Genomic DNA, 17,805 nt, shown 5'->3' with positions numbered 1-17,805 from the left:
ACCTGTCCGAGCATCCTGTTATTGCCGGACGATCGCGCCGACGGCGTTGACCAAAAGTCTTGAGGCGGTCAGCGCGCTGAGGCCGTCGATATCGTTTGGCGGGTAGAATTCGACAAGGTCAAACCCAACGATCCTTGTGCGTCTGCCCAGACCCGCAATCAGATCGATCACCTGCGTGTAGGTGAGCCCGCCGGGCGTGCGCGCGGCAACGCCGGGCATGATGGCCGGGTCGAGGCCGTCACAGTCCAGCGTGACGACGCAGCGCGCGCCTTGTGGAATATGCTTCAACGCGGCCGAGATGCCTTCTGCGTGGACCTCGCGCGCTGTGACAAAGCGGCTACCATAGGTTTGTGCAGCCTCGATTTCGGTTTTGCCGGCGCTGCCGACGGCACGCAGGCCAACCTGAACGAGGCCCGCAACATGCGGCATCTCGCTGATGCGGCGCATCGGGCTGGAGTAGCCGTAGCGCTCGCCGTCGACCTCGTCGCGCCAGTCGATATGGGCATCTATCTGCAGCACCCACAGGGGCCCTTGATCAGCGAAGGCGGCGAGGAAGGGGATCGGCAGGGAATCATCACCGCCAAGCAGGATCGGAACGGCTGGCAGTGCCAGGATCGAGCGTGTTTGTGCCTCGATCCGTGCCCGGTTGCCTGCGTTGTCGTGCAGCCGGGTGTCGATATTGCCGATGTCGGTGCAGCAAACCGGCTGACCCTCGAAAAGCGGTCCGCCGAGATCGAAGTCCCAGTGGCCGACGAGGCCGGCATCTTCCTGACTGGCTGCGCGAATGGCATCGGCTGCTCCGGTGTATCCGCTGCTGTCCTTGCCAGGGTAAGTGCTGCCGTGTCCGGCACCGAAGATCACGGCACGTGGTGTCCGGTTTTCCGGAAGCTGTGCGGGAAAGTCGAGAAAAGGCACTCGGTCGGTCCTGTTCGGTTTCTTGCGGGCGGTATACTGCAGAAAGGCAAATTCCCAGGCGTTTGAGAACGCTTTCGATGCCTGACAGCATCGGCCTCAGCTTAATCGAAGACCGGGGTCTGCCAAAGTTCAAGGACAAAAACCGGCTCCCGCGTCAGCTCTTGCCGGATGGGGAGCGGAATTTGCATTGCGGCGCACAATAGTTATACTTGCTCATTCCCAAGTTCATTTTTCCTGAACGGAAAAATTTCGCACATTTGTGCTCAGAATTCCTGAGGAGGATAATTTATGCCCGTCGCCAGGTCCTTGGAAACGGCTGAGGAAATTTCAGATATTGCTTTCGGATTTATGGGCTCCAAGGCTCTTTTTTCTGCACTTCATGTAGATTTGTTTTCACTGCTTTCCGAAAAGACCTTGACGCCACAGCAAGTTGCTGAAGAAAGCGAGCTTGATCTTGATCGTGCCACAACACTGTTGACCGCGCTTACGAGCCTCGGGCTGGTGCGCCGGGAGGGAGCAGGCTTCACCAATTCGCCCGCAGCGGAGGCGTTTCTGGTGAAAGGACGGAAGTATGATTTCGGCGACTATCTGCGGTTTCAGATCGACAAGCAGATGTACCCCTTCATGACCCAGCTCAACGACGCCCTGACGGACAGTCTGGAAGACGACCAGGTTGCTTCCTACGAGACGTGGTTCAGCGACCCGGAAGAAGCACGGCTTTATTCCCGGTCCCAGCATGCAGGCTCGCTCGGGCCCGGGCGGGGACTTGCCAAGCTTGTGGATCTGTCCGCTGCCAAGCAGTTGCTGGACGTTGGCGGTGGCACCGGGGCCTTCTCGATTTCGCTTTGCAAGGCGTATCCGGGACTGCGATCAACCGTTCTGGATTTTCCGAATGTCGCCAAGGTAGGTGAAGAGTTCATTGCCGAAGAAGGCCTGCAGGACCGCATCCGCTACGCGCCGGGCAATGCCCTGAAGGACACCTGGCCGGACAGCGCGGACGCAGTGCTGATGTCCTATCTCTTTTCCGGCGTCCCGGGCACGGCCATTCCCGGGCTTGTGCGCAAGGCGTTCGAGGTTCTGACACCGGGCAGTGACTTCATGGTGCATGACTTCATGGTCGACGAAAACCGCGACGGGCCGAAGCTGGCGGCGCTCTGGCAGCTTCAGCACACCGCCTTCAACCCGGAAGCCCGTTCGATCACGAGTTCCTACGTTGCCGGCTTGATGGAAGCCGCCGGCTTCACAGATATCGCAGTTGAAGTGATGATCCCGGGCATGACGATGCTGGTGCACGGCCGCAAGCCGGAATAGCATCACGTGGCAAACTGCGGCAAATGGGCATGATGTCCGTTTGCCGCAGTGCCTGGAACAGGCAAACGGATTAGGGACAAACTCTACGTGTTTTTCCTAAGATCCGGAGAAGAGATGTCTGCTTCATCTGCCCCCAAGGAAGTCCTGGTGCTACGGCTGCTTCTGGCCGTGCCCATCTTGAACCTGTTTCTCAAGGAAGCGCTTTATGGCGCGGAAGATGCCAAATACTGGTTCATCGCCAATCTCGCGATGATCTGGGCGGTGTCGATCTATGCCTTCGGATACCCGGCGATCATCCTGCCGGCGCTGACCATGGTGCCGATGGCCTTCTTGTGGATCCTGGACGTCTGCCGCTGACGCACAGCTCGCATGCGAGGCATGGCAAGACAGGATCGCCAACCGCAAAGCGTGCTGCCGTCTTGAGGACGCAGCACGCTTTTGCGTTTTAACAGGGCCGACTGATTGTCCGGTTAGCGCTTGCGGCGTTCGACGAACACCGTGCCCTTGAAGGAGAACACCAGCGTGCCGTCCTGATTGAAGGCCTGCATGTCGGAATGAACCAGACCCCAGTCCGGGCGGGTCCGGCTTTCGGTCTTGCCGGTGACCACACGCCGGTAGCGCAGCGTGTCACCAACAAAGACCGGCCTGATCCACTTGAGATCCTCGAACCCGGGCGAGGGGCCGATATTGGCTGGTGTTTGCCCTGCTGCCAGCGCTTCTTCCTGAAGGGCCTTGTGCCTTGCGACCCAGAGCTTCATGAAAACCGCTGCCGTGTGCCAACCGGAAGCGCACAGGCGACCGAAATGGGTCTGCGCGGCGGCCTCCTCGCTGAGATGAAAAGCCTGCGGATCGTATTTTTCCGCAAAACGCACGATGTCTTCCCGGGTGAAGGTGTGTTCCCCAAGGTCAAGCGTGTCACCCACTTTAATATCTTCGAAAAAGGCACTCACCGGGCGACCTCCCGTCTTGCGAACAGGTTCGGGTTTTCCCAGACGAGCACTTCAATGCCCTTCTGGTTCTTGGCCGTCACGCGAATGTTGACAAGGCCAAGGTCCGGTTTCGACCGCAAGTCTCTCGTGTCGAGTATTTCGACCCGGGCCGTTAGGCAGTCACCTGGATGAACGGGACGCTTCCACTGCAGCTTGGTGATACCCGGCGAACCACGGCCGCTTGTTCTGGTCAGGAAATTTTCGGCAAGCAGGCGCATCACCATCGAACCTGTATGCCATCCGGAGGCGGCGAGCCCGCCGAGGATGGATGCCTTGCCGGCCTCTTCGTCGAGGTGGAAAGGCTGTGGATCGAACTCGGCAGCGAAATCGATGATTTCGTCCCTGCTGACGGTGAGGGAGCCCAGCTCGAAGACCTGACCAGGTTCGAAGTCTTCAAAATAAAGGAGATCGGTCATGAATTCCGGTGGTGTTGGCAGTCCGCGGAAACGCGATGGTCCGCGTTCCCGCCTTGAGATTGGAAGAAAAGATCAGTCGTAATAGATCTCGTTATCATCCATGTAGACGTTGCTGGCTTCGCAGATATCGATGTCGATCGGATCGTCGAGAACTTCGGTATCGTCGTCGGCCAGCCAGCCGACCTGGAAGGTCTGCGCGCAATTGCCGGTGTCGGCGGCGAACTCGGCTTTCGCGCTTTCACCCGGCGAAAGCGGCCCGGACAGCCAGTTGTCCGACCAGCCGTCGCCGTCATTGGTGTAGAAGCCGACGACGACGTTGTCTTCGGTGTTGTTGTAGATCTGGAAGTACCCTTGCGAGCCGGTTCCCTGTGCGACGGCTGCAGTCGCAGACGCCAGGAGGGCAAGGCCGAGAGTGGCAGATTTCAGTAGCTTCATGGCACGTTTCCCAGGTGGGCAGCCTTGCTGCCCGACAGTGTTGCGTTCAGAAGCTAGTCCCAGCCGTATCGGAAGTAAAACTAAATCCGCCAGCCTTCGTTCTTGCTTGGATCGCCGGTTATACGGTCACGTATTTGCGCCAGTTGTGCTCTTCTTGGAAGCCCAGAACCTCGCGGATCTTGCGGTTCGAAAACAGGGCCTCGTGCTCGCCGAGTTCCCGGCTCAGCGGCACGTCGGGGAAGAAGCGCTTGAGGATTTCCGCATTCGGAATATCGACGGAATTCGTGTCGTTGCCGGCGTTGAAGACCTGGTAGCCGAGCCCGTCCTTTTCGAGGCAGCGGTCGACGATCTGACCGAGGTCGCGCGCATCGATATAGCAGAAGATGTTCCTGCGGCGTTGCGCAGGATTGGCGAAGAAATCCGGGAACCGGTCGTATTCGTGCGGCTCGATGACATTGCCGATCCGCAGCGCATAGATATCGAAGCCGGACCGGCGCTGGAAGGCGCGGGCGGTCTGTTCGTTGACCACCTTGGAAAGCCCGTAACTGTCCATCGGGTCGACGTCATAATCTTCTTCGACGGGTAGCACCTTCGGATCGACCACGCCATCGGCGAAACAGACGCCGTAGGTGGTTTCCGAAGAGGCGATCACGATCTTGCGGATGCCGAGCTTCACGGCGGCTTCAATGACGTTGTATGTGCCGATCGTATTGACTTCGAAGGTTCTGTTGTCCGGATGAATGAGAATGCGCGGCACAGCCGCGAAATGGACCACCGCATCGAAAGTTGGCACCCCGTTGCCCGGTTCCAGTTCATCGAAATTGGCGTAGCTGGTCATGACGTTGAACATTTCACCCGATGAGGTGATGTCGGCGATGAGGTTGTCGACACCTGGATGATCAAGCGGTTTCAGGTCGACATTGACGACGCGATGTCCCTGCGCCAGCAGATAGGGAATGACGTGCCGTCCGGCCTTGCCGGAACCGCCGGTGAACAGAATGCGTTTCTGGGTGGTCATGGTTCAACTCCCCTGTTTTTGAGTTGCGTACATCATGGCCATTCCGACGCCGGAAGCCAGTGCCTGTTTTGTCTTTCTGGAAGAAAGACCTTGTTCTTCCGGAATGTGCCGGCGTGAGAGGGTGGAAGTCAGCAAGATTTATCAAAAAGCATGGTGCTAGGGTCCCATCAATCGAACAGGGCCAAGTCCATGACCAATCACGAAAAGCTCACACTCTCACCGCGAGACAACGGCTATGTCCGCCGTTTCACAAGGGTGATCGAATATATCTACGCCAACCTCGACGAGGATCCTGATCTGGCGACGCTTGCCGAGGTGGCAGCCCTTTCTCCCTCACACTGGCACAGGGTCTGGCAGTCGACCTATGGCGAATCCATCTTCGCGACGGTCAAGCGGCTGCGCCTTCATCGTGCCGCGGGAGACCTTGCCTATACGGACCTGGCCTTGCCCGTCGTCGCAAAACGGGCCGGTTACGGCAGCCTGGAGGCTTTTTCACGCAGCTTCAAACAGGCTTACGGCCAGACTCCCACCGCCTACCGCTCCTCCGTTTCCTCGCGCCGGGTTCAGCCGGCCAACGGCGGTGCACCACTTCCCAAACTGAAAGGACCAGCTCCAATGCATGACGTTTCCGTCAAAACCCTTCCGTCCGAAACCCTGGCCGTGCTGCCTCACCGAGGCGCGTACATGGAAATCGGCAAGGCGTTTGAGACACTTTTCGGCATTCTGGTGAGCCGTCAGCTGGTCGGTCGGATCGGTGCGATGAAGGCGCTCTATTATTCCGACCCGACCCATGTTGCCGAAGATGATCTGCAGTCGGCTGCCGGAGCGGTCATAAACGATAGCTTCCCGGTCGATGCTCCGCTCGAAAAGCGGGAAACACGTGCCGGTGACTACGCGGTGCTGCGTTACAAGGGACCCTACGCCGACATGAAATGGGCCTACGAGTGGCTTTACGGCGAGTGGCTGACGCAGTCCGGCCGTGAACCGGACGATGCGCCCTGTTTGGAAGTCTATCTCAACAACCCGCGCGACACGGCGCCGGCGGACCTTCTGACCGACATCTGCTTGCCTCTGAAGCCTGCTGCCTGAGCTCTGCTTCAGAGCGGCCAGAACAGCAGGATGGCCGGGATGCTGACGGCCAGGACGAGGACTTCGAGCGGCAGGCCCATGCGCCAGTAGTCGCCAAAGCGATAGCCGCCCGGGCCCATGATGATGGTGTTGTTCTTGTGGCCGATCGGCGTCAGGAACGCACAGGACGAAGCAACCGCCACCGCCATCAGGAACGGGTCGGAGTTCACCTGAAGGGAATTGGCGATCTGGACCGAGATGGGCGCTGCGATCAGGCAGGTGGCAACGTTGTTCAGGAAGTCGGAAAGGGTCATCGTCACCACCATCAGGATGGCGAGGGTGACCCATGCCGGAGCCGTCGAGGTGAGGGCGAGAATACTGTCGGCGATCAGCTGTGCGTTGCCTGCTTCCTCGAAAGCCTGTCCAAGGGGGATCAGCGAGCCGAGCAGCACGATCACTTTCCACTCCACGGACTGATAAACCTCCGATCCGCTGATCAGGCCGGCGGCGGCATAAAAAATCACACAGGCAGCCAGGGCAACCGGGAGATAGGCAAGGCCGGCAACGGCTGCTGCAATCGCAACGGCAAAGCCTGCGATGGCCAGCCAGGCCTTGTTGCGCTGCATGACGCCCGTCTTGCGTCCTTCCAGAGGCAGAACACCAAGCCAGGCGCAGGCGCTTTCCAGCCGCTCCGGAGTACCCAGCAGCAGAAGCACATCACCCGGGCGTATCTCTTCGTGGCGAACGCGTTTCTGAACGCGGCGACCCTGCCTGGAAATGCCGAGCAAGGTAACGCTGTGGCCGTAAAGAAGACGCATGTCGAAACTCGACCGGCCGATGATCCTGGCATTGTCCGGCGCGATTGCCTCGATCAGTGACAGGGCGTCGTTGTTCAGGCCGCCCTTGTGCTGTTCTGAGCCGGCGAATTCCAGCTTGGCGGCGCCCATGAAGGCCTCGATGGCCTTGGGGTCGCCTTCCACGAACAGGTAATCTCCGGACTTGATCGCCTCGCGGCGGGCAAACCCGCGTACACGCCGGCCATTGCGGATGAGGCCGATGATGGCGACATCCTTCTCGTCGGCAACCGGGTAAAGATCGCCGACAGTGAGCGGCTTTTCTTCCGAGATTTCCCCGACCTTCAGTTCGGCCGCATAAAGGCTTTCGGCAAAGCCCTCCTGTTTCGGCTTGTCCCGGAAATGGCGGGGCAGCAGGCGCCAGCCGAACAGGGCAACAAAGGCAATGCCTGTCACTGCGACCACGAGGCCGACAGGGGCAAAATCGAACATGGAAAAGGGCGCGCCAAAGGCATCCGAACGATACTGCGCAATCACGATGTTTGGCGGTGTTCCGATCAGGGTGATCATGCCGCCAAGGATCGTTGCGAAAGACAGGGGCATCAGGGAGAGGCCAGGCGAACGTTCCGCCTTCTTGGCTGCCTCCATATCGAGCGGCATGAGCAATGCCAGCGCGGCCACGTTATTGATGATTGCCGACAGGCTGGCGCCGACGATGGCCATGAGACCGATATGCCGCGACAGGCCTCTGGAAGCGGAAATCACCACGCCCGCAATCAGTTCCACGGCACCTGAGTTCATCAGCCCGCGCGAGACGATCAGCACGAGGGCAATGATCATGACGGCGGAATGGCCGAAGCCGGAGAAGATTTCCTCGGAAGGGACGAGACCCAGGAACGCACCCAGGATCAACGCGCCAAAGGCAATGAGATCGAAGCGGATACGGCCCCAGACCAGCAGTGCGAAGACAGTGCCGAAGAGGACGAACAGGGCAATCTGGTCAAAGGTCACGAACAGGCTCCGGCAAAGACTTCAAAATCCGGGTTCGACCTGAACATGGCCGACCCGCAATCTCAAGACCACTTAAAGGACTTGGTCCGTCTTCCTTTGCATTTCCGGCCGAACGGAGCTGGACAGCGCCGTTGTCGGAGAAACCGGGACCACAACTTCTAAACACGGATTGCCACCAAAAGGTTCCGCAGCTTTCAAGGGCGAGAGAAGGCCAATAAGACCAGGCCCGGAAAGCGGCTGCTTTCCGGGCCCTTGCAATGCGGCAATACCGGGGATCTCAACGCGAGCGCGCACACGCCCGCCCGGGCCTGTCAAATGACCCTGACGGTCAGCTCCGGCAAGCCGTCGATGGTCGCCAGCATGAGGTCGCCGCGCTGGACGGAGCCGACACCAGCGGGGGTTCCGGTCAGGATGACGTCGCCGGCACCAAGCTGGAACAGCTCGGACAGCTTGGCGATGATTTCCGGTATTTTCCAGATCAACTGGTTGAGGTCGCCTTCCTGGCGAAGCTCTCCGTTCACGCTGAGTGCAATCCGGCCCTGGTCGAGGAAGCCGCTGTCTGCCGCCGGCATGATCCGTCCGATAGGGGCAGAGCGTTCAAAAGCCTTGGCGGCTTCCCACGGGCGCCCCGCCTTCTTGGCCTCCGCCTGCAGGTCGCGGCGGGTCATGTCGAGGGCAACGGCGTAGCCGTAAACATGTTCAAGTGCACTGGCTGCCGGGATGCTGCGCTTGCCGGACTTCAGAACGACCGCGAGTTCGACCTCGTGATGCACGTCGCTGGACAGGGGCGGATAGGGAAATTCGCCGGAAGGATCGAGGTTGTCCGGGTTCTTCTGGAAGAAGAACGGTGCTTCCCTGTTCGGATCGTGGCCCATCTCCACGGCATGAGCGGCATAGTTTCGACCGACGCAATAGACCCGGCGGACTGGAAAACCCTTCTGGCTTTCGCTGACGGGCAGGATCGTGGGGAAGGGAGCCGGAATGACGGTCGACATCGCAGACACTTTCGAGAATTGACGAAAGCCTGCTTGTACCGGGTTCGGCAGCATCCTGTCGAGCTGGAGTTATGTTCGCCCCGGTAGAGCCAGCCTTTGCCGTGCGATTTGTTGGGCACACCAGAGGCGTTCAGACCGGAACGCAGGTGGTCCTGTTGCCCTGGACTACGTTGGAGCCGGCTCCGCTTCTTCGTCCTGGCCGATACTACCGTCCTCCGAAGGCATGAACCAGATGACCACGAAGGCCAGCAGGCCGGCAGCGATCATGTAGAACGCCGGCGCAAGCTGCAAGTGGGTCTTGTCGATCAGATAGGTGGCAAACAGCGGTGCCGTGCCGCCAAAGAGCGCCAGCGGGATGTTATATCCGATGGAATAGCCGGTCACGCGCACGGACACAGGGAACTGGCCGACCATGGCGGCCATGAGCGGGGCAAAGAAGGCGGTGAGAATAACGGCCATGCCGAGCTGGCCCAGAATGACCATGACCGGATCCGGATGATGCACCAGCCAGAACATCGGCAGGGCGAAGAGGGCGACACCGCCCGATCCGAACAGCAGTATGGTTCTTCGGTCGATCTTGTCGGCGAGATAGCCGACAATAGGCAACAGCAGCATGAAGACGACCATCACGCTGGTATTGATCGTCAGGGCCCGGCTTTCCGTGAACTTGACGTAGTCGACCAGGTAGGACGTGAGATAGACGAACGTCAGATAGAAGCCGACGCCGTTGAGGATGTTGCACGCTATCGTCCGCAGCAGGGCGGGCCGGTGGTTGCGCAGGACCTCGCCAACCGGAGCACTGACAGGATCATGCGAGGAGGGCGGTTGGTCCCTTTCTTCTGCCTTGGTGCCGCTGCGGATCATGAAACCGGTCAGGCCGACCAGCAGACCGAAGGCGAAGGGAATGCGCCATCCCCAACTTCCCAGATCGTCCGCCGGCAGGAGGCCGGTTGCCAGTGCCGCCACGCCGGAACCGAGCAGAATGCCGAATGTTGCCCCGACCAGGGCCCAGGAAACCGTGAAACACCGACGCTTGGGCGGGGCGATCTCGTAGAGGTAGACGGTTGAACCGGTGTATTCGCCGCCGACGGAAAGCCCCTGCAGTAACCGCAGCAGCGTCAGCAGCACAGGTGCGGCAATGCCAATCTGGTCGTAGGTCGGCAAGAAGGCGATCAGCGTCGTCGGAATGGCCATCAGGGCGACGGACAACAGAAGGGCCCGGCTGCGGCCGGTCTTGTCGGCAATATGGCCGAGCAGCAGACTGCCGATGGGACGCATGAGGAAGCCTGCCGCAAAGACACCGAAGGTGCTGATCAGGCTGACGGTCGGATCGTCACTCGGGAAAAACTGTTGCGCAAGGATGGGGGCAAGATAGCCGTAGACGGCGAAATCGTACCATTCCAGCGTGTTTCCCACCGTTCCCGCAATGATCTTGCGGATCCTGGTGTCGCTTCGTCCCGCCATATTGGCCCCTCCTGCAGGTCGAATTCCCGTTTGTCCGGGTAACCCTAGAGGGGATGTCTTTATCTTCCGTTTCCGTGCCGTCTGAGGAAGGCGGCTGACCGGGAGGTGGAAGCGGACGGGAAACGCGCAGGCGGCGCCTGGCTGCCTGCGCGGGATTTCGTCAGGTGTTGAATTTGAAGAGCAGGACGTCGCCGTCCTTGACGACATATTCCTTGCCTTCGTCGCGAGCCTTGCCCGCTTCCTTGGCTGCAGTTTCGCCGCCGAGGCCGACGTAATCGTCGTAGGCAATGGTCTGCGCGCGGATGAAGCCGCGTTCGAAATCCGTATGGATGACGCCGGCTGCGCCCGGGGCCTTGGTGCCTTCGGTGATGGTCCAGGCGCGGGTTTCCTTCGGGCCTGCCGTGAAATAGGTGATCAGGCCCAGCAGGCCGTAGCCCGCGCGGATCAGCCGGTCGAGGCCCGGCTCTTCAAGCCCGATGGTTTCCAAGAACTCTTCCTGTTCTTCCTTGTCGAGCTGGGAGATTTCCGCCTCGATGGCAGCGGAAATCACGACGGCGGCAGCGCCTTCTGCCTTCGCCTTTTCGGCGACCTTGGCGGAGAGGGCATTGCCTTCGCCTGCGGATGCCTCGTCGACGTTGCAGACGTAGAGAACCGGCTTTGCAGTCAGGAGGTTCAGACCCTTCAGGATCTTCTCTTCATCCGGACCGGACACTTCCAGAACGCGTGCCGGCTTGCCGTCCTGCAGCAGGGCCAGGGCGGCTTCCATGACGGGTAGCACAGCCTTGGCTTCCTTGTCGCCGCCGGAGGCCTTTTTCTTCAGCGGCGCAATGCGGCGCTCAAGGCTTTCCATGTCGGCGACCATGAGTTCGGTCTCGACCGTTTCGGCATCGGCGATCGGGTCGACAGTGCCTTCCACATGGGTGATGTCGTCGTCTTCAAAACAGCGCAGCACGTGTGCGATGGCGTCGACTTCGCGAATGTTGGCCAGGAACTGGTTGCCGAGGCCTTCGCCCTTGGAGGCGCCGCGCACGAGGCCGGCGATGTCGACAAAGGTGATGCGCGTCGGAATGACTTCCTTGGACCCTGCAACTTGACGGATCGCGTAGAGGCGCGGATCCGGAACGGCAACTTCGCCCGTATTCGGCTCGATGGTGCAGAACGGATAGTTGGCAGCCTGTGCAGCTGCCGTCTTGGTGAGCGCGTTGAAGAGTGTGGACTTGCCGACATTCGGCAGTCCGACAATGCCGCACTGGAAACCCATGGGAGTTCGCTTTCGGTTGGTCTTGAGACTTTGCAGCGCTAAATGCCCGAGCCGGGTCAAGAGGTCAAGGCTTTGGCGGACTGCGGGCGGGTGTTTGTCAAGAGCATGTCAGGATGAAGCGGCAAAAGGAAAGGCGTCCGGCGATGTGATCCGGCTGAAAGCTTCCCTCCGGTTGTTTATCGGTTATAGTCGTGTGGGTGTTTTGGGCGATTGTTTTGGGAATTGGGACGCGATGATTTTCAGTCGCAAGAAACACGGGTTTCTGTGTGCATTTTCCGGCAGCCTGTTTGCCACCCTGGCTGCCGTCACCACTTGTGCCACTGTCTTCTCGGCAAGTCCGGCATCGGCTCAAAGCTTCAATCCGCGTGATCTGACGGGCCTTCTGGGCGATGCGCCGATCGATCCTGCGCTGCTGGAAGGCGTCGGACAGGTAAATGTCACACGGGCCTATATCCCCGACGCGATCGACCTGTCGCCAATGATGCCACCACCCCTGCTGCAGACATACGGCAGCTGTGTTTCCTATGCCATCGGGTATGCCATGCGCGGCTATTACGCTGCGCTTGAAAACAACGTGGAACCCGGCAACCGCACCTTCACGCCAAGTCCGGCGTTTCTCCATTCGCAGATCCGCAACCGGCAGGAGGCGTGTGAAACCGCCGGAAGTCATGCGCTTCTGGCGATGGCCTATTTCAAGGGCAACGGCTCTCCCGACCAGGACGACATTCCGGACGCCGCCATGTGCTCGGAACGGGTGGAAACCGCAACGATGGCCCCCGACAGGTTCCGCATTCGAGACTTCCTGTTCGTGTTCGACAAGGGTCGCCAGCGCCGCAACGCGACGGACCGGGATCTGGATGCGATCAAGCAGCAGTTGGCGGCGGGGAACCCCGTGGCCACCGGGTTCCTGATGGTCGGCGTGGTGCCGTCCGCCCAGACGCCGGACGGGGTGACGCTGCAATATCTGAAATCGGGAGAGATCTACCAGGGATCGCTCGGGCGTCACAGCGGGGCCGCCGGAGGACACCAGATGGTGTTCGTCGGGTACGATGAACGGCGTCAGGCATTCCTCGTCCAGAACTCCTGGGGGCCATACTGGTCCGGAGACGGGTATGGCTGGATCAGCTACGAGGCAACGAAGGCCGACATGCACAACGCGTCGATCATGCGCACGTCCATCGTGCCGCCGCGTCCGGTTCCTGGGCTGACCAGAACCGACCGGGACAATGAGGTGGCCTTTGCGGGGGATAGCTGCAGCAGCCTTTACGTGAGCGAAGATACGCCGGACGGCATGCCGCTGCTCGCCGGTTTCGTGAGCACACAGGAAGCACTCCGGAAGCTGGAAGCGGAGTTTCCGCCCGAGCAGCTTCAGAAAATCGATGTCAGGCCCTGGCCCGTGTGTGAAGCCCTGAAGACTCTTGCCCGGCCACTGGCGGAACCTTCGCGACCGCGCATTCGGCTCCTGGGAGGCAGCGCGGATCTGCGCTACGGAGATTCGCTGGCCTTCGAGGTGACCGCACCGGATTTCGCCTCGTTTCTCTATATCGTCTATCTGCAGGCCGACGGCACTGTGGTGAACCTCTTTCCGCGTCGCGGTCCGGTGCGCCAGCAGGTGCAATTCGGCGACCGTTTCGTCTATGGCGATGGCCGGCAGGGGCGTCAGAAGTTCACCGTGCAGCCACCTGCCGGGTCGGAAGCCATTATCGTGATTGCAGCTCATAGCCCTGTCATCCAACTGGAAGAACTGGAAAACGGCGGATCCGGGCAATTCTCCATGCCTGTGAGCGCTGAAGGCGGCGCCGGGACCGCGGACGACAGATATTTCCTGACGGCATTGCGGGCAGGGATGGCGGACCGGCCGGACGAAATGAGCCTGCCACGTGAGATTTCTGCAGCCGTCCTTCATTTGACGATCCGGGAAGAGTGACACTCAAAGGTTTCGACATGCGCTTTCTTATCGAATTTGCGACCGCCCGCCTGGCATTGGCACCCGTTCTGGCGCTGCTGGTCCCCTTGATGCTGCCAGCCGGCGTCTCCGCTCAGTCCGTCACGCCGGATCAGATCATCAACGCGTTGTTGCCAGACGCCGGCGCGCCGAAATCCCGGTCCATGCGAAAGCAGGAACCGCACCCGTTTCGCGGGATCAGCATCGAGGGCCAGTTGCCGCCGGAAGTGGAGCTGCCGCGCATCAATCTGACGGTCAATTTCGAGTTCGATTCCGCCTCACTGACCAACGACGGCATTCTGACGTTGCAGGCGCTCGGACAGGCCTTGCAGGATCCACGGCTCAGGAACATGCGTTTCCAGATCGCCGGGCACACGGACCTGCGCGGCACGTCGGCCTATAATCTGGACCTGTCGAAACGAAGGGCCTTCATGGTCGCGGAGTTTCTGGCAGCGTTCTATACGATCCCCCGTGAACGGCTTGTGCCGGTGGGGTACGGCGAAAGCCGTCCTGTCGATCCGGGCGATCCGGCCAGCGGCCGCAACAGGCGTGTGGAGATCATCAACGTTCAGCCGCTGTCCTGACCGCCAAAGGCAGGCAGCCCGGTTGCGCTGGTGTTCTTGGAGGGACCGGCCTCAGTCGCCGCCGCCGAGAAGCTTCTTCAGCATGTCAGCCATTGGCCCAGACTTGGGCAAATTGACCGACTTGCCTTGCCGAGCCTGGCGAATATGGCTCTGGCCCTTGGGTTTGGCTGGTGCGGGGGTGCCCTGTCCGGGAGCAACGGCCTTGGCGGCTCCAGTCGTGCCATCCTTTGCCTTGTCGTCCTGGCTCTTGCCCTTGCGCTGTGCCTTTTCGGGCTCCAGGGCCAGGGTCAACTTGTTGGCAAACTGGCTGTCCTTGCCTTCGGCCAGCAATGCAGCCTGATCGGCGACTTCCATCAGGAGCGGCTCCAGCCAGTCCCGATCGGCCTTTGCGAAATCACCCAGCACGTAGTTCGACACCAGCTTCTTGTCGCCAGGATGACCGATGCCGAGGCGCAGCCGGCGGTAGCTTTCGCCGATATGCGCCGTGATTGATCTCAGGCCGTTGTGACCGCCGTGGCCGCCGCCGATCTTCATGCGGAATTTCGCGGGCGGCAGGTCGAGTTCGTCGTAGATGACGACAATGTCTGCCGGTTCGATCTTGTAGAACCGCATGGCTTCGCCGACAGAGCGGCCGGATTCGTTCATGTAGGTGCTGGGTTTCAGCAGCAGGACCTTTTCCGAGCCGAGGCGGCCTTCGGAAACCTGACCTTGAAAACGGGCTTTCCAGGGCTGGAAGCCGGAGTGGCGGCGATGGATCTCATCAACGGCCATGAAACCGATATTGTGCCGATTGCCTTCGTATTTGGCGCCCGGATTGCCCAGGCCGACGATCAATTTCATGGTGTGCCTTTCAAGGTAGAGCGTGCTGCATTTAGCGCAATGCAGACCGGCTGGCTAATCCTGAAACAAAAAAGCAGCCGATGGCGGCTGCTCTGCAAGTTTTCCCGCAAGGGGAAGGGAGGCGGAGACCGCCTCCCGATTTTTTAAAGCAAGGCTGCAGCTTATTCAGCTTCGCCTTCACCTTCTTCTGCTTCAGCTTCGTCGTCGGTCTCTTTCATACCGGCCGGAGCAGCGATCGTGGCGATGGTGAAATCGCGATCGGTGATGGTCGGCTGGCAGCCTTCCGGCAGCTTAACTGCGGAAATGTGCAGGCTGTCGCCCGGCTGTGCCTTGGCCAGGTCGATTTCGAGAGCTTCCGGAATGTTGTCGGCCGGAACGGTCATTTCGACGGTGTGGCGAACAATGTTCAGGACGCCGCCCTTCTTGATGCCCGGGCAGGTTTCTTCGTTCAGGAAGTGAACCGGAACTTCAACCGTCAGCGTGGAGCCCTTGGCAACGCGCAGGAAGTCGACGTGCATGACGTCGTCGCGTACCGGGTGCAGCTGGAAATCCTTGGCAATAACCTGATGCTTTTCGCCGTCCACATCAATGATACCGATGTGTGTAAGGAAACCACCCTTGTGCAGGGTAATGGTGGTTTCTTTCACCGGAATGGTGATCGGCAGTGCCTGTTTCTTGTCGCCGTAGATCACGGCAGGGAGAAGGCCTTCGCGACGCAGTGCCCGTGCGGCCCCCTTGCCCACCCGGTCCCGTGCCGACGCCTTCAGCTCATAGCTGGCAGCCATGGCAAAACTCCTTCGAGTGTATAGGTAACGGACCGGCGAACCACCGTGCCAGAAGACTCATGTTGTCCGGGATCGGTCCAGAAGCGCCTCCTCCAGGGGTGCAGGCGCGAGCGCGGATATACCCAAAGCGCAAGGAAAGTGCAAGTCCGCAGTCGCTCGTTTGTCGCAGGGAACTGCGGAAATTTCAAGCTGGTCACCCGCAAACCGGTCTGTAACAGAGATTTGCTGAACCTTCCGGTTGACCGATTGGCTCGTCCGGAAGAGGCTGCGGTCCTCTGTGCGGGTATATCTCCCGCTGTCCGAAATCGTTTTCCTGACCTTCCCTGTCTGAAAGAATCGACCCCATGGCCATCGATGAAGACCTCAACGACCGTTTGCGCGAGGCGCTTGGAAACAGGGCAGGCATCAGCGAAAAAAGGATGATGGGCGCGATGTGCTTTCTGCTGCATGGCCACATGATCGCGGGTGCCGACCGCACCAGGGAGGGCGAACGACGTTTCATCTTCCGTCTTGGCAAGTCCAGCCATGCTGCCGGGCTGGCACTGCCGGGTGCTGAACCGATCGTTCAGGGCGGGCGCACTTTGAGTGGCATGTTCTTCGTCGGTGAGGACGATTGCACCGACGAAGTTCTGCAAAACTGGCTGGATCTTGCCATCGCCAATGCTTTGACACTGCCACCGAAAGGTGCCTGACCTATCCGTTGAGCCTTTTCGATGTGTCTTCCTGAAAGGCCGGATCGGCTTTTTTGGCGAAGGAGACACGCCAGGGTTCAGCCAGCTCTTCAAGTTCTGACAGGGCCTTTGCCACCGCCGGATCCAGCCGAGGGTTGAACCGGGCGTGGATCACCTCGCGCAGGTTCCAGTCCGGGCAGGGGCGTTCAACGACGGTCAACTCGTCGCCTGCCTGAAACGACCCTTCCTGCAGCACCCGGAAATACCAGCCGGTTCGGCCTGTCTTCTGGAAATGAGCTGCCTGCAGAGGGTTGTCTGTGTGCATGTTCAGCTTCCAGCAGGGCTGCCGGCCCTGGGAAATCTGCATGCGGACCGTACCCGCCGACAGGATGTCGCCGATGCACAGGTCTTCCTCGGTAAAGCCTTCTGAAGCGATGTTCTCGCCGAAACCGCCTGGCTGATAGATTTCCGCCTTTTCCGGAAAGGCGTCCCGCCAGTGGGCATAATGCTCCGAAGGATAGATATGCAGTGCCTTTTCCGGTCCGCCATGTACGGAAAGATCCGCCTGACGGTCGGTGGTGATGCCGGTGGAGCTGACCGGGAGGATGCCATCTGCGCGGGTCTTGCGGATGGCAGACGGCTCCTTGCCCTCCCAACGGTGTTCTGGTTCTCCGGTGAAGAGGGAGACGATGCGGGCATTGGCGGTCATGGCTGATGGCTTTCGGCTGGTGTGTGTTCGTGGCAGAGCTGTGCGGCATCGACAGGCGAGAGCGGCACGTTGAGCAGCTTGCAATAGCCCCCCGTTTCCCTTGCCTCGTGATGGCAGCAGGTGCTGCAGAGACCGAACGAGCGGCCACCCCGCTGGTGCAGCATCGTCAGGACAAGTGCTTTCAGGGACGAGGCCAGCGACGCGGCGACGTCCGGCGGCAAGGCGTCGATGACATTCTCCAGAGACGAAGGGTCCTGCAACAGGTCCCGGCCCGCCCGGGTGACGTCATAACGAATGCTGCGCTTGTCTTCGTCCGAACGCGTTTCGGCAATCAGCTCCTTGCGGGAAAGCGCCTTGAGGGTTTGCGAAGCTGTGCCGCGTGTCGTTGCCAGAAAATCGGCCACGTGCGAGGGCGCGCGTGAAAAGCGGTTTGCCCGGGCAAGATAGTTGAGGGCAGCAAATTGTGACGGGTTCAAAGGCCCGTTCCATTCCTCGGCAGCGGCAAGACGCGTCAACCGGTCGATCAGGTCGCGAATGGTCTGTGTATCGGTTGGAGCAAACATGCTCTCTATGTAGCGAGTCGAAATTAAACTT

19 protein-coding genes are annotated in these 17,805 nt (G+C 60.1%); 6 read left to right on the top strand and 13 right to left on the bottom strand.

The features are described from left to right. Nucleotides 1-18: 18 nt before the first annotated feature. Entirely contained in the window at nt 19-915 is an 897-nt protein-coding gene (locus HCG46_RS04685) for an agmatinase (RefSeq protein WP_168684880.1), read from the bottom strand. Nucleotides 916-1,203: 288 nt separating this feature from the next. Between HCG46_RS04685 and HCG46_RS04680 the strand changes: the two genes are divergently transcribed. Continuing rightward, on the top strand, nt 1,204-2,226 hold the full coding sequence (locus tag HCG46_RS04680; protein WP_022998113.1) for a methyltransferase: 1,023 nt from the start codon (nt 1,204-1,206) through the stop codon (nt 2,224-2,226). A 114-nt stretch (nt 2,227-2,340) separates the two neighbouring features. Further along, complete coding sequence (locus HCG46_RS04675; RefSeq protein ID WP_075282487.1) at nt 2,341-2,583, top strand: hypothetical protein; 243 nt, start codon at nt 2,341-2,343, stop codon at nt 2,581-2,583. A 113-nt stretch (nt 2,584-2,696) separates the two neighbouring features. Here HCG46_RS04675 and HCG46_RS28525 read toward each other — a convergent pair whose 3' ends face one another. The 4 genes from HCG46_RS28525 to HCG46_RS04655 all read right to left on the bottom strand — a co-directional run bounded on the left by HCG46_RS28525 (nt 2,697) and on the right by HCG46_RS04655 (nt 5,084). After that, nucleotides 2,697-3,176 carry a MaoC family dehydratase gene (locus HCG46_RS28525; RefSeq protein ID WP_168684878.1) on the bottom strand — a complete coding sequence of 160 codons (480 nt, stop codon included), beginning with the start codon at nt 3,174-3,176 and terminating at the stop codon, nt 2,697-2,699. Then, nucleotides 3,173-3,631 (bottom strand): MaoC family dehydratase, encoded by a 459-nt coding sequence (locus tag HCG46_RS28520; RefSeq protein WP_022998110.1) that lies wholly within the window; start codon nt 3,629-3,631, stop codon nt 3,173-3,175. The genes HCG46_RS28525 and HCG46_RS28520 overlap by 4 nt, the downstream gene beginning before the upstream one ends. A 72-nt stretch (nt 3,632-3,703) precedes the next feature. Beyond that, the gene (locus HCG46_RS04660) at nt 3,704-4,066 is read right to left on the bottom strand and encodes a hypothetical protein (protein WP_022998109.1); all 363 of its coding nucleotides are present in this window, start codon (nt 4,064-4,066) and stop codon (nt 3,704-3,706) included. A gap of 118 nt (nt 4,067-4,184) precedes the next feature. Further along, nucleotides 4,185-5,084, bottom strand: coding sequence for an NAD(P)-dependent oxidoreductase (locus HCG46_RS04655; protein WP_055655907.1), 900 nt, complete (start codon nt 5,082-5,084; stop codon nt 4,185-4,187). Between the two features lie 189 nt (nt 5,085-5,273). Here HCG46_RS04655 and HCG46_RS04650 point away from each other — a divergent pair, with 189 nt between their 5' ends. Further along, nucleotides 5,274-6,173, top strand: coding sequence for an AraC family transcriptional regulator (locus tag HCG46_RS04650; protein ID WP_168684876.1), 900 nt, complete (start codon nt 5,274-5,276; stop codon nt 6,171-6,173). Nucleotides 6,174-6,181: 8 nt separating this feature from the next. Here HCG46_RS04650 and HCG46_RS04645 read toward each other — a convergent pair whose 3' ends face one another. From HCG46_RS04645 to ychF, 4 genes are all read right to left on the bottom strand, one after another. Further along, nucleotides 6,182-7,957: an SLC13 family permease gene (locus HCG46_RS04645; protein WP_168684873.1), complete on the bottom strand. Its 1,776-nt coding sequence runs from the start codon at nt 7,955-7,957 to the stop codon at nt 6,182-6,184. Between the two features lie 311 nt (nt 7,958-8,268). Then, on the bottom strand, nt 8,269-8,952 hold the full coding sequence (locus tag HCG46_RS04640; RefSeq protein ID WP_022998105.1) for a fumarylacetoacetate hydrolase family protein: 684 nt from the start codon (nt 8,950-8,952) through the stop codon (nt 8,269-8,271). Nucleotides 8,953-9,117: 165 nt separating this feature from the next. Beyond that, on the bottom strand, nt 9,118-10,416 hold the full coding sequence (locus HCG46_RS04635) for an MFS transporter (protein ID WP_168684871.1): 1,299 nt from the start codon (nt 10,414-10,416) through the stop codon (nt 9,118-9,120). 160 nt (nt 10,417-10,576) lie between these two features. After that, complete coding sequence (ychF, locus tag HCG46_RS04630) at nt 10,577-11,677, bottom strand: redox-regulated ATPase YchF (RefSeq protein WP_022998103.1); 1,101 nt, start codon at nt 11,675-11,677, stop codon at nt 10,577-10,579. 232 nt (nt 11,678-11,909) lie between these two features. Here ychF and HCG46_RS04625 point away from each other — a divergent pair, with 232 nt between their 5' ends. Together HCG46_RS04625 and HCG46_RS04620 are read left to right on the top strand one after the other, a co-directional pair. After that, nucleotides 11,910-13,604 carry a DUF4384 domain-containing protein gene (locus tag HCG46_RS04625; RefSeq protein ID WP_168684869.1) on the top strand — a complete coding sequence of 565 codons (1,695 nt, stop codon included), beginning with the start codon at nt 11,910-11,912 and terminating at the stop codon, nt 13,602-13,604. Beyond that, a complete protein-coding gene (locus tag HCG46_RS04620) occupies nt 13,601-14,206 on the top strand; it encodes an OmpA family protein (RefSeq protein WP_055655899.1) in 606 nt (201 codons plus the stop codon). Before HCG46_RS04625 ends, HCG46_RS04620 begins: the two co-directional genes overlap by 4 nt. Nucleotides 14,207-14,257: 51 nt before the next feature. Here HCG46_RS04620 and pth read toward each other — a convergent pair whose 3' ends face one another. Together pth and HCG46_RS04610 are read right to left on the bottom strand one after the other, a co-directional pair. Next, nucleotides 14,258-15,046, bottom strand: a complete 789-nt coding sequence (gene pth, locus HCG46_RS04615) for an aminoacyl-tRNA hydrolase (protein WP_168684868.1) — start codon at nt 15,044-15,046, stop codon at nt 14,258-14,260. A gap of 161 nt (nt 15,047-15,207) precedes the next feature. Then, nucleotides 15,208-15,831, bottom strand: a complete 624-nt coding sequence (locus HCG46_RS04610) for a 50S ribosomal protein L25/general stress protein Ctc (protein WP_022998099.1) — start codon at nt 15,829-15,831, stop codon at nt 15,208-15,210. A 344-nt stretch (nt 15,832-16,175) separates the two neighbouring features. Here HCG46_RS04610 and HCG46_RS04605 point away from each other — a divergent pair, with 344 nt between their 5' ends. Continuing rightward, on the top strand, nt 16,176-16,523 hold the full coding sequence (locus HCG46_RS04605) for a hypothetical protein (protein WP_022998098.1): 348 nt from the start codon (nt 16,176-16,178) through the stop codon (nt 16,521-16,523). A gap of 1 nt (nt 16,524) precedes the next feature. On the opposite strand, the gene HCG46_RS04600 is transcribed toward HCG46_RS04605, so the two are convergent. Next, nucleotides 16,525-17,211 (bottom strand): MOSC domain-containing protein, encoded by a 687-nt coding sequence (locus HCG46_RS04600; protein WP_168684866.1) that lies wholly within the window; start codon nt 17,209-17,211, stop codon nt 16,525-16,527. Further along, nucleotides 17,208-17,774 carry a MarR family transcriptional regulator gene (locus tag HCG46_RS04595; RefSeq protein ID WP_168684864.1) on the bottom strand — a complete coding sequence of 189 codons (567 nt, stop codon included), beginning with the start codon at nt 17,772-17,774 and terminating at the stop codon, nt 17,208-17,210. The genes HCG46_RS04600 and HCG46_RS04595 overlap by 4 nt, the downstream gene beginning before the upstream one ends. Between the last annotated feature and the right edge of the window lie 31 nt (nt 17,775-17,805).

Origin of the sequence: Labrenzia sp. PO1 (genome assembly GCF_012273635.1) — a bacterium.
Taxonomy (GTDB): Bacteria; Pseudomonadota; Alphaproteobacteria; order Rhizobiales; family Stappiaceae; genus Roseibium; species Roseibium algicola.
This window is presented reverse-complemented; position numbering and strand designations above follow the sequence as displayed.

Bases quoted from the DNA above. Each gene is read 5' to 3' on its own strand.
- HCG46_RS04650 (WP_168684876.1), top strand. From the start codon at position 5,274: ATGACCAATCACGAAAAGCTCACACTCTCACCGCGAGACAACGGCTAT.
- ychF (WP_022998103.1), bottom strand. From the start codon at position 11,677: ATGGGTTTCCAGTGCGGCATTGTCGGACTGCCGAATGTCGGCAAGTCC.
- HCG46_RS04680 (WP_022998113.1), top strand. From the start codon at position 1,204: ATGCCCGTCGCCAGGTCCTTGGAAACGGCTGAGGAAATTTCAGATATT.
- HCG46_RS04675 (WP_075282487.1), top strand. From the start codon at position 2,341: ATGTCTGCTTCATCTGCCCCCAAGGAAGTCCTGGTGCTACGGCTGCTT.
- pth (WP_168684868.1), bottom strand. From the start codon at position 15,046: ATGAAATTGATCGTCGGCCTGGGCAATCCGGGCGCCAAATACGAAGGC.
- HCG46_RS04635 (WP_168684871.1), bottom strand. From the start codon at position 10,416: ATGGCGGGACGAAGCGACACCAGGATCCGCAAGATCATTGCGGGAACG.
- HCG46_RS04595 (WP_168684864.1), bottom strand. From the start codon at position 17,774: ATGTTTGCTCCAACCGATACACAGACCATTCGCGACCTGATCGACCGG.
- HCG46_RS04640 (WP_022998105.1), bottom strand. From the start codon at position 8,952: ATGTCGACCGTCATTCCGGCTCCCTTCCCCACGATCCTGCCCGTCAGC.
- HCG46_RS04625 (WP_168684869.1), top strand. From the start codon at position 11,910: ATGATTTTCAGTCGCAAGAAACACGGGTTTCTGTGTGCATTTTCCGGC.
- HCG46_RS04610 (WP_022998099.1), bottom strand. From the start codon at position 15,831: ATGGCTGCCAGCTATGAGCTGAAGGCGTCGGCACGGGACCGGGTGGGC.
- HCG46_RS04600 (WP_168684866.1), bottom strand. From the start codon at position 17,211: ATGACCGCCAATGCCCGCATCGTCTCCCTCTTCACCGGAGAACCAGAA.
- HCG46_RS04660 (WP_022998109.1), bottom strand. From the start codon at position 4,066: ATGAAGCTACTGAAATCTGCCACTCTCGGCCTTGCCCTCCTGGCGTCT.
- HCG46_RS04605 (WP_022998098.1), top strand. From the start codon at position 16,176: ATGGCCATCGATGAAGACCTCAACGACCGTTTGCGCGAGGCGCTTGGA.
- HCG46_RS28520 (WP_022998110.1), bottom strand. From the start codon at position 3,631: ATGACCGATCTCCTTTATTTTGAAGACTTCGAACCTGGTCAGGTCTTC.
- HCG46_RS04655 (WP_055655907.1), bottom strand. From the start codon at position 5,084: ATGACCACCCAGAAACGCATTCTGTTCACCGGCGGTTCCGGCAAGGCC.